Here is a 12,312-nt window from a genome sequence, read left to right on the forward strand (position 1 = left end):
GCGGGTTCAATTTGCCGTCAGAACCGCAGCGCGCGCGCCTGCCGAACGTGCTCCAGCGCCTGCACCTGCGCCACGACCGCGTCGGAGATTTCGCCGTCGATCTGGACGAGGGCGATGGCGTCGCCGCCTTCCGCCGCGCGGCCGAGATTGAAGGTCGCGATGTTTACCCCCGCGTCGCCGAGCGTCGCGCCGAGCGCGCCGATGTAGCCCGGCTTGTCGGTGTTGGTGACGTAGAGCATCGAGGGCGCGAAGGCCGCTTCGATCTCGATGCCCTTAATGTCGATGATGCGCGGCTTGCCGTCGGCGAACACGGTGCCGGCGACATGCCGCGTCACGCCGTCGGCGGTCACGGTCAGCCGGATCACGCTGTCGAAGGTCTCCGCCGCCTCCCGGCGCACCTCCTCGATCGCGATCCCGCGGTCGCGCGCGATGCCGGGCGCGGACACCATGTTGACGTCCGCCAGCAGCGGCCGCAGCAGCCCGGTGATTGCGGCGGAGGTCAGCGCGCGGGTGTTCATGTCCGCGACCGCGCCCTCATATTCGATGCGCACCGCCGTCAGCCCGGTCTCGGTGAGCTGGCCCGCGAAGGAGCCGAGCCGTTCGGCGAGCGCCACGAAGGGCCGCAGCCGCGGCGCTTCCTCGGCGGTGATCGACGGCGCGTTGATCGCGTTCGAGACCGCCCCCCGGAGCAGATAGTCCGACATCTGCTCCGCGACCTGCAGCGCGACGTTCTCCTGCGCCTCCGTGGTCGCGGCCCCGAGATGCGGGGTGCAGACGACGGAGGGGTGGCCGAACAGCGGGTTCGTCGTCGCCGGCTCTTCCACGAACACGTCGAAGCCCGCGCCCGCGACATGGCCGGAATCGAGCGCCGCCCTCAGCGCCTGCTCGTCGACCAGTCCGCCGCGCGCGCAGTTGACGATGCGCACGCCCTTCTTGGCGCGGGCGAGCGCGTCCGCGTCGAGGATGTTCCGGGTCTTGTCCGTCAGCGGCGTGTGCAGCGAGATGAAGTCGGCGCGCCTGAGCAGCTCGTCGAGATCGACCTTCTCGACGCCGAGCTCCTCGGCGCGTTCGCCCGAGAGAAAGGGATCGAACGCCACGACCCGCATCTTCAGCCCGATCGCGCGGTCGGCGACGATCGAGCCGATATTGCCGCAGCCGACGATTCCGAGCGTCTTCGAGGTGATCTCGACGCCCATGAAGCGGTTCTTCTCCCACTTGCCGGCTTGCGTGGACGCGTCGGCGGCGGGGATCTCTCGGGCGACCGCGAACATCAGAGCGATCGCGTGCTCGGCCGTGGTGATCGAGTTGCCGAAGGGCGTGTTCATGACGATCACACCCCTCGCCGTCGCCGCGGGGATGTCGACATTGTCGACGCCGATGCCGGCGCGGCCGATCACCTTCAGCCGGCCGGCCTGCGCCAGCACCTTCGGCGTCACCTTGGTGGCCGACCGGATGGCGAGGCCGTCATAGGCGCCGATGGCGGCCGCGAGCGCGTCCTTGTCCTTGCCGAGATCCGGCCGGAAGTCGACTTCGACGCCCCGGGAGGTGAAGATCTCGATCGCGGCGGGCGACAGCTTGTCGGAGATCAGAACCTTCGGGGCCATGGGCTTTAGTCCTCGCGGTCGGGCCGTCAGGCCCTGCGGTAAAAGGGCTGCGTGTCGCGCTCGAAATAGCCGTCGAGCGGCGAGCCGGGCACGGGCACGAAATCGATGACGTCGCTCGGCTTCGCGACCCGCTCGAGCACGTCGCCGACCTGATCGAGCAGATCGTCGAGATCGCCCGAGGTCGAGATGCCGATGACGAGGCGCTTGCTGCCGTCGGGATCGGCGAACACCGCCTGGGCGATCTGCGCCGACGCCACGTCGGGCCTGGACTTGAAGAAGTCCGCGAGCGCGTTGGTGAGGTGCGTCGGCATCGGCGACGGACGGCCGACGAGCGACGGCAGCTCCGGCTCCTCGTCCTCGCCGTCGTCCTCGAAGCCGGCGTTCGCCCGCTCGAAGTCGCCGTCGACCATCGCCGCGACGTCCTCGGCCATGAATTCGTGCCCGACGTCGGATCCCGGGTTCAGCACGAAATTCGCGCCGTCGATCTGGGACAGGATCTGCCGGAAGCTCTGGCGCACGACCATCAGCTTTTCGAAGCCGAACATCGCCTTCACCCGGCTGTCGGCGGTGAAGATCGGCACGAAGGCGAGGTCTTCATGCGTCACCTCGGGCACGACGTAGCCGCCGCCCTTGGTCTGTCCGTCGTCGACGAGCGCGAGCGCGAGCTCGGCCTCCAGCATCGCCTTCAGAAAGGGGATGCGCGCGTCCGGCCGCTCGATCGCCGCGACGAGCGCGCGTTCGAGATCGTTCTCAGGGGTGAACATCAGAAGCTCCGGGCTCGAGGCGGTGAACGGAGGGACGCGCGGACCGCGCCCTCCGTCGCGTCGGCCGTCGCTCAGGCGGCCTTCGCGAGACCTGATCGCACCTCGGCATAGGCCCAGTCGAGCCATGGCGTCAGCGCCGCGACGTCGGACGCCTCGACGGTGGCGCCGCACCAGATGCGCAGGCCGGGAGGCGCGTCGCGATACGCGCCGAAATCATAGGCCACGCCCGCGTTCTCGATGAGCGCGACGAGGTCCTTGGCGAACGCCGCCTGCAACGGCGCGGGCAGCGCCGTGAGGGCGGGGTCGACGATCTTCAGGCAGACGCCCGTGTTCGTCAGCGTCGCCGGATCCTCGGCGAGAAAGTCGAGCCAGGGCGTGCGCGCGACGTAGTCCGCGACGACCTTGGCGTTCGCGTCCGCGCGCGCGATCAGACCTTTCAGGCCGCCGACCGACCGTCCCCACTGCAGCGCGTCGATGTAGTCCTCGACGCACAGCATGGAGGGGGTGTTGATCGTGTCGCCCTGGAACAGCGCCTCGTCGATCTTGCCGCCCTTGGTCATGCGGAAGAGCTTGGGCAGCGGCCAGGACGGGGTGAAGCTCTCGAGCCGTTCGACGGCGCGCGGGCCCAGGATGAGAACGCCGTGCGCGGCCTCGCCGCCCATGATCTTCTGCCAGGAGAAGGTCACGACATCGAGCTTGTCGTAGTCGAGCTCCATCGCGAAGGCGGCCGAGGTCGCGTCGCAGATGGTGAGGCCGGCCCGATCGGCGGGAATCCAGTCGGCGTTCGGCACGCGGACGCCGGCGGTGGTGCCGTTCCACGTGAAGATGACGTCGTTCTCGAAGTCGACGGCGGCGAGATCCGGCAGCTTGCCGAAATCGGCGACGGTCGCCTTGGTGTTCGGCAGGCGAAGCTGCTTGACCGCGTCTGTGACCCAGATCGCGCCGAAGCTTTCCCAGGCCAGCACCTCGACGCCGCGGGCGCCGAGCAGCGACCACATCGCCATCTCGACCGCGCCCGTGTCGGAGCCCGGCACGATCGCGATGCGATGCGATGCCGGAACCTCCAGCACCTCGCGCGTGAGATCGATGGCCTGTTTGAGCTTGGCCTTGCCGACGGCGGACCGGTGCGAGCGCCCGAGCGCCGCGCCCTTGAGCGCCTCGAGGGACCAGCCCGGCCGCTTGGAGCACGGTCCGGACGAGAAATTGGGATTGGCGGGGCGCGCCGCCGGAGCAGTCGTCATCATGTCGTCCACCCTTTCAGATGGTCGCCTCTCGTTGGGGAGAGGTGGCCCGACCGGACGGGTAGTCCGGCGACCGCCTGTGCGTCAAGCACGATCGTCGCGACGCCGCGCGCCGTAACCGATCGTGAAACGCCAGCGGCGGGCCCTTTCGGACCCGCCGCGTCGCGATTTCGATCGATAGGACGATCAGTTGAGGAGGTAGCGGAAGCCGACGCGGAATTCGTGCGCCTGGAGATCGTCGAACTTGACCGGCTTGTTGCCGTTGAAGCCCGCGGCGTTCTTGGTCTTGCCGTCGCCGAGGTTCAGGAAGCGGTAGCCGAGGTCGATCACGAGGTTGTCCGTGACGCTGTAGCCGACGCCGGCCATGAGCGCCCAGGAGAAGTCCCAGTTCGAATCGCCCTTCTGGCTGCCGGTCGAGCCGTTCGGGTTCACGAAGTCGTAGCTGCTGACCTTGATGTTCGAGAAGCCCGCGCCGGCGCCGACGTAAGGCGACACGCCATGCCAGCTGCCGAGGTCGAAATAGACGTTGGCGAGCGTGGTCCAGGCCGAGATCTTGGCCGATTCCTTGCTGTATTTGTCCGCGAACGGCACGCAGGCGGTGGTCGGGCAGAACAGGCCGCCGTCGAAGTCCGACTTGAACTCGTAATCGAGCGTCACGTCGGTGCGGATCCACTCGTTCCACTTGTAGCCGACGCCGCCGCCGATGACGCCGGTGTCGTCAAGGTCTTCGCCCTTGAACTTGCTGCCGCCATAGCTGACGTCGGGGTTGCGGTAGATCTTGTATCCGACGTCGCCGCGCAGATACCAGTTCGAGGCGAACTCGACCGGCGCCATGGGTTCGAGCAGCGGCGGTTCGGGAAGGTCGGCCGCGTGGCCCGCGACCGGAGCGAACGCGAAAGCAAGCGCGCCCGCGAGCGCGTAGGTCGTGAGCTTGGCCATCATGCCATGTCCTTGAGCTGAGGCCCCGCTCTCCTTTGCAGCGGCGGGTCCCGTCCGTGTCACGACTGGCAATCTGGCAGGCGTTGGTTAATGAGCGTTTAACCTTAACTTTTAACCGCGCGGCCGGGAGAGGCATTAACCTGGCGATGCTTTTCAGCAACATAAGCCTCCGCCGCCCGCCCGCTCGAGGTCGGCGGAACCCGCAGAAAAGCGGCTCAGGCGGGCGGTCAGGCCGCGGCTTTTGTGATGACGTCGACCACGTCGTCGACGACATGGGCGACAAGGTCGCGGTCGTCGCCCTCGGCCATCACGCGGATGACGGGTTCGGTCCCGGACGGACGGATCACGAGCCTGCCTTCCGTCCCGAGACGCCGCGTGGCGTCGGAGATCGCGGCGCGCACCTTGTCGTCGTCCAGCGGCCGGCCGGTCTTGTAGCGGACGTTCTTCATAATCTGCGGCAACGGCTCGAAGCGATGGCAGATCTCGGAGACCGGCCGTTCGACCTTCTGCACCACTGCGAGAAGCTGAAGCGCCGCGACAAGGCCGTCGCCCGTCGTCGCGTAATCCGACAGCACGATGTGGCCTGAGGGTTCGCCGCCGAGATTGTAGCCATGCGCGCGCATGCGCTCGACGACGTAGCGGTCGCCCACCGGCGTGCGCTCCAGCGTCAGGCCGATCGAGGCGAGATAGCGCTCGAAGCCCAGATTGGACATGACCGTCGAGACCAGCCCGGGGGCCGTCAGGCGGCCGTCCTCGGACCAGGACGAGGCGACCACCGCCATCAGCTGGTCGCCGTCGACGACCTGCCCCTTCTCGTCGACGATGATCACGCGGTCCGCGTCGCCGTCGAGCGCGACGCCTATGTCGGCGCGGGTCTCGCGCACCTTGGCGATCAAGGCGGCGGGCGCGGTCGAGCCGACGTCCTTGTTGATGTTCATGCCGTTGGGCTCGACGCCGATCCTGATGACCTCGGCCCCGAGCTCCCACAGCGCCTCCGGGGCCACCTTGTAGGCGGCGCCGTTGGCGCAATCGATCACCACGCGCAATCCGTCGAGCGACAGGGTGCGCGGAACCGTGCGCTTGGCGAATTCGATGTAGCGCGCCTGCGCGTCGTCGATGCGCTTGGCCCGGCCGATCGAGGCCGACTCCACCAGCCGGGGCGACAGGTCGGAATCGAGCATGCGCTCGATCTCGAGCTCGACCTCGTCGGAGAGCTTGTAGCCGTCGGGCGCGAACAGCTTGATGCCGTTGTCGTCGAACGGGTTGTGCGAGGCGGAGATCATCACGCCGAGATCGGCGCGCATCGAGCGGGTGATGTGGGCGACGGCCGGCGTCGGCATCGGCCCGACCAGCAGCACGTCCGCCCCGACCGAGGTGAAGCCGGCCTGCAGCGCGCTCTCGATCATGTAGCCGGAGAGCCTGGTGTCCTTGCCGATGACGACGCGATGCCGATGGTCGCCCCGCCGGAAGGCGAGGCCCGCCGCCATGCCGACCTTCAGCGCGAAGTCGGGCGTGATCGGAAACCTGTTCGAGCGGCCGCGGATGCCGTCGGTGCCGAAATATTTGCGCGTCATCTGCCGATGATCCCCGAATCGCGACGGCTCGTCTGCGAGCGTCCCTGAGACGCAATTCCGGCGATCATACGCCGGGGACGTTCAAAAAGCGTGTGCGGGCCGGGCGTCGGCCCCCAAGGCCCGCAGGACCACGACCCGCCGGAACAAGAACGGGCCGGGCGTCGCCGCCCGGCCCGTTCTTGTTCTGCGTCGAGGCAGGCGCGGTCACGCCTGCGGCTGAGGCTCCAGCCCGCCTTCAGGGCGCGGCCGCGGCCGTCCGGCCGTCGGCACCGCGGACCCGCGCGGCGAGGGCGGCTCGTCGGTCGCGTCGCGCACCGGCGGACGGCCGGCCAGAAGCTCCCGGATCTCCTCGCCCGTCAGCGTCTCGTATTCGAGCAGCGCCTTGGCGAGCGTCTCCATCTCGGCCTTCTTCTCGGTGATGATCCGGCGCGCCGTCTCGTAGCCCTCGTCGATGAAGCGTTTGATCTCGTTGTCGATCTTCAGCATCGTCGTGCCCGAGACGTTCTGCTGGCGGGCGACCGACATGCCGAGGAACACCTCGTCCTGGTTCTCGCCATAGGCCACGGTGCCGAGCTCCTTGGAGAAGCCCCAGCGCGTCACCATCCCGCGGGCGATGTTGGTCGCCATCTGGATGTCCGACTGGGCGCCGGCCGTCACCTTCTCGTCGCCGAAGAACACCTCCTCCGCGACGCGGCCGCCCATCGCCATCGCGAGCCGCGAGGTCAGCTGCTCGTAGGAGATCGAGATCTGGTCGCGCTCCGGCAAATACTGCACCATGCCCAGCGCCCGGCCGCGCGGAATGATCGTCGCCTTGTGGATCGGATCGTTCGCCGGCGTGTTGAGCGCCACGATGGCGTGGCCGGCCTCGTGATAGGCGGTCACCTTCTTCTCGTCGTCGGTCATGACCATGCGCCGCTCGGCGCCCATCATGATCTTGTCCTTGGCGGCGTCGAACTCGGCCGAGGTCACCATGCGCTTCGAGCGACGCGCGGCGAGCAGCGCCGCCTCGTTGACGAGGTTCATCAGGTCGGCGCCGGAGAAGCCCGGCGTGCCGCGCGCGACGGTCTTGAGGTCGACGTCCGGCGCCAGCGGCACCTTGCGGACATGGACCTTCAGGATCTTCTCGCGGCCGATGATGTCCGGGTTCGACACCACGACCTGGCGGTCGAAGCGGCCCGGGCGCATCAAAGCGGGGTCGAGCACGTCCGGGCGGTTGGTCGCGGCGATCAGGATGATGCCTTCGTTCGCCTCGAAGCCGTCCATCTCGACGAGCAGCTGGTTCAGGGTCTGCTCGCGCTCGTCATTGCCGCCACCGAGGCCGGCGCCGCGATGGCGGCCGACCGCATCGATCTCGTCGATGAAGATGATGCAGGGCGCGTTCTTCTTCGCCTGCTCGAACATGTCGCGCACGCGGCTCGCGCCGACGCCGACGAACATCTCGACGAAGTCGGAGCCCGAGATCGTGAAGAACGGCACGTTGGCTTCGCCGGCGACCGCGCGGGCGATCAGCGTCTTGCCGGTGCCGGGAGGCCCGACGAGCAGCACGCCGCGCGGAATCCGGCCGCCAAGACGCTGATACTTCTGCGGGTCGCGCAGGAACTCGACGATCTCCTGCAGGTCGTCCTTCGCCTCGTCGACGCCGGCGACGTCCTCGAAGGTGACGCGGCCATGCGCCTCCGTGAGCAGTTTCGCCTTCGACTTGCCGAAGCCCATGGCCTTGCCGGCCCCGCCCTGCATCTGGCGGGACAGGAAGATCCACACGCCGATCAGGGCGATGAAGGGCAGCCATTGCAGCAGCAGCGCGACGAACCAGGGCATGTTCTCGCCCGGCGGCCGGGCGGTGATGGCGACGCCCTTGCCGTAGAGGCGCTGCACCAGCGTCGGGTCGTTCGGGGCGTAGGTCTGGAACTGCGCGCCGTCGGTGTACTGGCCGGTGATGTTCTGCCCCTCGATCGAAACCCCGCGAACGCGGCCGTTGTCGACCTCCGTCAGGAGCTGCGAGAAGGAGATGTCGTTGGTCTGCGCCCGCTGCCCTGGGTTCTGGAACAGGGTGAACAGCGCCAGCAACAGCAGGACGATGATCACCCAGAGGGCGAAGTTCCGGAAGTTCGGGTTCATTGCCAGCCTTTCGCACCGGCCGCCACGGCGGCGTCGTACGCAGATGCGTCGGCTTCGAATGTAGGCGTCGCCGGGCCGAATGCCAAGACGACGCAAGCGCCTCCGCGCATGGCGAACACGCGACGAAGGGCTGAGGGCCGAATCCGCCGGTTGCGTTGCTTCGCCACATTTGGGGGGTGTATTGCCGTTGAGAGCGCGGCGCGGTCGATCCGGCCGCCAGCGGGGCTGCGAGGACGCCTGAAATGACCACCTTCGACCAGCGCGAGCACGCCATGGAGGCGAAGTTCGCCCATGACGAGGAAATGAAGTTCTGCGCCTTCGCGCGCCGCAACAAGCTGCTCGGCCTGTGGGCGGCCGAACGGCTGGGCAAGACCGGCGACGCCGCCGAGGCCTACGCCAAGGCCGTCGTGATGTCCGACTTCGAGGAGGAGGGCGACCACGACGTGTTCCGCAAGATCCGGACCGACTTCGACGCCGCGGGCGTCGACCAGTCCGATCACCAGATCCGGCGTCAGATGGACGATCTGTTCGCCACGGCGGTCGCACAGCTCGCCGCCGAACGGTGACCGCGCCCGGCGCGCCCCGGGCCGTCGATCTTGGGGTCGCCGGGCCCGGCGTTCTCAGGCCGCCCGGCCTCGGCGTCCGCGGCACGCACTTCAACGCCTGGATGTTTCTGTCGTCGCCGGTCGCAGTCGAGGCGGTGGCGCGCACCGGCTTCGACTCGATCACCCTCGACGCCCAGCACGGCTTTTCCACCTTCGAGACGATCGTGGACTGCGTCGCGGCGGCGGCCCTCGCGGGAAAGCCCGCGCTCGTCCGCCTGCCGCTCGGCGACTACGGACTCGGCGCCCGGGCGCTCGACGCCGGAGCCGCGGGCCTGATCGCCCCGATGATCGACGATGCGGGCGACGCGCGCGCCTTCGCCGACGCCGTCAAATTCCCGCCCGTCGGCCGACGCAGCTGGGGGCCCGGCCGCGCCATGACCCTGTCGGGCCTCGGCCGCGACGCCTATCTCGCCGGCGCCAACGGCGCGACGCTGACGCTCGCCATGATCGAGACCGAGAAGGCCCTAAGCGAGGTCGACGCGATCGTGGCGACGCCGGGGATCGACGGCCTGCTGATCGGGCCGAACGACCTCAGCGTGTCGCTCAGCCGAGGCGAAGCGGTCGACCCCGCCCATCCGCGCGTGGTGGAGGCGCTTGCGACCGTGAGGGCGGCCGCCGACCGCGCCGGCAAGCCGGTCGCGATCTTCGCCAACACGCCGGCTTTCGCCTCCGACTACGTCCAGCGCGGCTTCCCGATGATCGCCCTCGGGCCCGATCTCGGGTTCCTGGCCGCCGGGGCGGAGCGCGCGCTCGCCGACGTCTTCGACGCTCCGGCGACCGGCGCCGGGGCCGGCGGGTGATATTTCGACAACCGCCGAAGGGATTTCAGCTGCGGCGCGTGCACCCTCTTTGAACGGAGTCGCGGGGTTCCGCGTTTCCGTGGCGAAGCGCGCGAGCCGTCGGCTCGCGCGTGGCGGAGTTCGCGCTGGGCGGTTGGGACTCCATGGCGACATGGCTGAATGACAGGAGTTCGACGACCATGACCTTTCGATTGAAGACGTTGCTCGCCACCGGCGCGCTGCTCGCCTCCACGGGCGCGGCCCTCGCGGCCACGGCGACCGCGACTGCGGACCTGAACGTGCGCTCCGGCCCGGGGACGAACTACGCCGTCGTGGACACGATGCCCGCCGGCGAGACCGTGAACGTGATCGGCTGCTCCTCCGGCTGGTGCGAGATCAGCATGGGCGGCGGCAGCGGCTTCGCCAGCGCCAGCTATCTCGACATCGGCGGCGGGCCGGTGATCGAGCGCTCGCGCGTGATCATCGAGGACGAGGAGCCCGAGATCATCACGGGTCTCTCGATCGGCGGCTACTGGGACAGCCGGCCCTACTACTATCGCGACGGCTTCTACTACTACGGCGGCCGCTGGTACGGCGAACGGCCGGGTCGTTCGGGCTGGGAGCGCTCCTGGCGGCGCGACCGCGAGCGCGCGGAGGTCCGACGCGAGCGGCGTCAGGACCAGCGGCGCGACGCGCGGCGCGAAATCATCGAGAATCGCCGCGGCCGCGCGATCGAGGAGCGGCGCGACGTCCGCCGCGAACGGATCGACAATCGCGGCGACGCCCGCCGCGAGAGGATCGAGGATCGCCGGAGCGAGACCCGTGATCGCGGAGACCGCGTCGGTCTGGATCGATCCGACCGCGGCGCCGGCGCGCGCGGCGTGTTCGGCGGGCAACGCTTCGAGCCCCGCGGCGGCGGCGGCGGCGGAGGTCGCGGCGGAGATGGTGGCGGCCGTGGCGGAGACCGCGGCGGCCGCGGCGAACGCTAGAGCGTGATCGGCTCGATCCGAAGCGGGACATCCTCGACCGTCATCCCGGGCTTGTCCCGGGATCCATTCCCATCACCGCCTTCATTTCATCGAGGACGCAGCGGAAATGGGTTCCGGGACACGCCCGGAACGACGGCTTCGGTGAGAGGCCGAACGATACGGGGCGACGTGACGTGATCCGCCGCTTTAAACCTCCGAGGCTTTCGAAACGGATGACGGGCGGCGCGAGCCGCCCGTTTTCGTGGAAGGCTCAGCTTGAGCCGAACACTCGGGCGAAGGCGGCGTCGACGGCCTTGAAGTGATAGCCAAGGTCGAACGCGTCCTCGAGCTCGGCGTCGGACAGCTTCGCGCTCACGTCGGCGTCGGCCTTCAGCAGAGTGAGGAAGTCGCCCTCCCCGCGCCACACCGGCATCGCGTTGCGCTGGACCAGGCGGTAGGCCTCCTCGCGCGAGGCGCCCTTCTGGGTGAGCGCGAGCAGCACGCGCTGCGAATGCACGAGACCGCCGAGCCGGTCGAGATTGGCCTGCATGCGCTCGGGGTAGATCAGCAGCTTCTCGACGACGCCGGCGAGGCGGTTGAGCGCGAAATCGAGCGTCACGGTGGCGTCCGGCCCGATCATCCGCTCGACCGAGGAGTGCGAGATGTCCCGCTCGTGCCAGAGCGCGACGTTCTCCATCGCCGGCAGCGCGTAGGACCGCACCATGCGCGCAAGGCCCGTGACGTTCTCGGTCAGCACCGGATTGCGCTTGTGGGGCATCGCCGACGAGCCTTTCTGGCCGGGGGAGAAGAACTCCTCCGCCTCCAGAACCTCGGTGCGCTGCAGATGGCGGATCTCGATCGCAAGCCGCTCGACCGAGGAGGCCACCACGCCGAGCGTGGCGAAGAACATGGCGTGCCGGTCGCGCGGGATGACCTGCGTTGAGATCGGCTCGACGGCGAGCCCCAGCTTCTCCGCGACATGGGCTTCGACCGCCATGTCGATGTTGGCGAAGGTGCCGACCGCGCCCGAGATCGCGCAGGTCGCGATCTCCTTGCGCGCCGCGACCAGCCGCTCCCGCGCGCGCTCGAACTCGACATAGTAGCCGGCGAGCTTCAGGCCGAAGGTCGTGGGCTCGGCGTGGATGCCGTGGCTACGGCCGATGGTCGGCGTCAGCTTGTGCTCGAGCGCGCGCGTCTTCAGCGCCGCCAGCAGCCGGTCGACGTCGGCGATCAGGATGTCGGAGGCGAGCGCGAGCTGCACCGCGAGGCAGGTGTCGAGCACGTCGGACGACGTCATGCCCTGATGGACGAAGCGCGCGTCCGGGCCGACGAATTCGGCGAGATGGGTGAGAAAGGCGATGACGTCGTGCTTGGTCTCGCGCTCGATCTCGTCGATCCGGTCGACGTCGAACGTCGCGGCTCCGCCCTTCTCCCAGATCGTCTTCGCCGCCTCCTTCGGGATGACGCCGAGCTCGGCCAGCGCGTCGCAGGCATGCGCCTCGATCTCGAACCAGATGCGGAAGCGCGTCTCCGGCGACCAGATGTCGGTCATCTCGGGACGGGAGTAACGGGGGATCATGGGGGCGGGCTCGGCGTTGGGACGGGCGCGGGCGTCCTACCACGTGAGCGCCGCGACGCAAGCCACGGACAGCGACGGCTCAGCGCCGCGTTTCACATCGATAAGTACAACTACTGATTGAATTTTATACGCCTTGCGTCA

10 protein-coding genes are annotated in these 12,312 nt (G+C 68.7%); 3 read left to right on the forward strand and 7 right to left on the reverse strand.

Features of this window, described 5'->3' with window-relative positions:
• Positions 1-17: 17 nt before the first annotated feature.
• From serA to ftsH, 6 genes are all read right to left on the reverse strand, one after another.
• A complete protein-coding gene (gene serA, locus ACO2RJ_RS09490) occupies positions 18-1,604 on the reverse strand; it encodes a phosphoglycerate dehydrogenase (RefSeq protein WP_423267748.1) in 1,587 nt (528 codons plus the stop codon).
• 26 nt (positions 1,605-1,630) lie between these two features.
• Positions 1,631-2,368, reverse strand: coding sequence for an enhanced serine sensitivity protein SseB C-terminal domain-containing protein (locus ACO2RJ_RS09495; protein WP_423267749.1), 738 nt, complete (start codon positions 2,366-2,368; stop codon positions 1,631-1,633).
• Positions 2,369-2,439: 71 nt separating this feature from the next.
• A complete protein-coding gene (locus ACO2RJ_RS09500) occupies positions 2,440-3,612 on the reverse strand; it encodes a phosphoserine transaminase (RefSeq protein WP_423267750.1) in 1,173 nt (390 codons plus the stop codon).
• Positions 3,613-3,795: 183 nt separating this feature from the next.
• Positions 3,796-4,551 carry an outer membrane protein gene (locus ACO2RJ_RS09505; RefSeq protein WP_423267751.1) on the reverse strand — a complete coding sequence of 252 codons (756 nt, stop codon included), beginning with the start codon at positions 4,549-4,551 and terminating at the stop codon, positions 3,796-3,798.
• A gap of 224 nt (positions 4,552-4,775) precedes the next feature.
• A complete protein-coding gene (gene glmM, locus ACO2RJ_RS09510) occupies positions 4,776-6,122 on the reverse strand; it encodes a phosphoglucosamine mutase (protein ID WP_423267752.1) in 1,347 nt (448 codons plus the stop codon).
• Positions 6,123-6,326: 204 nt separating this feature from the next.
• Positions 6,327-8,240: an ATP-dependent zinc metalloprotease FtsH gene (ftsH, locus tag ACO2RJ_RS09515; RefSeq protein WP_423267753.1), complete on the reverse strand. Its 1,914-nt coding sequence runs from the start codon at positions 8,238-8,240 to the stop codon at positions 6,327-6,329.
• A 242-nt stretch (positions 8,241-8,482) separates the two neighbouring features.
• Between ftsH and ACO2RJ_RS09520 the strand changes: the two genes are divergently transcribed.
• The 3 genes from ACO2RJ_RS09520 (at position 8,483) to ACO2RJ_RS09530 (ending at position 10,613) form a co-directional block, all read left to right on the forward strand.
• Positions 8,483-8,806, forward strand: a complete 324-nt coding sequence (locus ACO2RJ_RS09520) for a DUF1476 domain-containing protein (RefSeq protein ID WP_423267754.1) — start codon at positions 8,483-8,485, stop codon at positions 8,804-8,806.
• A complete protein-coding gene (locus ACO2RJ_RS09525; protein WP_423267755.1) occupies positions 8,803-9,645 on the forward strand; it encodes an HpcH/HpaI aldolase family protein in 843 nt (280 codons plus the stop codon). Before ACO2RJ_RS09520 ends, ACO2RJ_RS09525 begins: the two co-directional genes overlap by 4 nt.
• A gap of 179 nt (positions 9,646-9,824) precedes the next feature.
• On the forward strand, positions 9,825-10,613 hold the full coding sequence (locus ACO2RJ_RS09530) for an SH3 domain-containing protein (protein ID WP_423267756.1): 789 nt from the start codon (positions 9,825-9,827) through the stop codon (positions 10,611-10,613).
• Positions 10,614-10,863: 250 nt separating this feature from the next.
• Here ACO2RJ_RS09530 and purB read toward each other — a convergent pair whose 3' ends face one another.
• Entirely contained in the window at positions 10,864-12,171 is a 1,308-nt protein-coding gene (gene purB, locus ACO2RJ_RS09535; RefSeq protein WP_423267757.1) for an adenylosuccinate lyase, read from the reverse strand.
• Positions 12,172-12,312 lie beyond the last annotated feature (141 nt).

The organism is Hansschlegelia sp. KR7-227, from assembly GCF_049446035.1.
Lineage (GTDB): Bacteria > Pseudomonadota > Alphaproteobacteria > Rhizobiales > Methylopilaceae > Methylopila.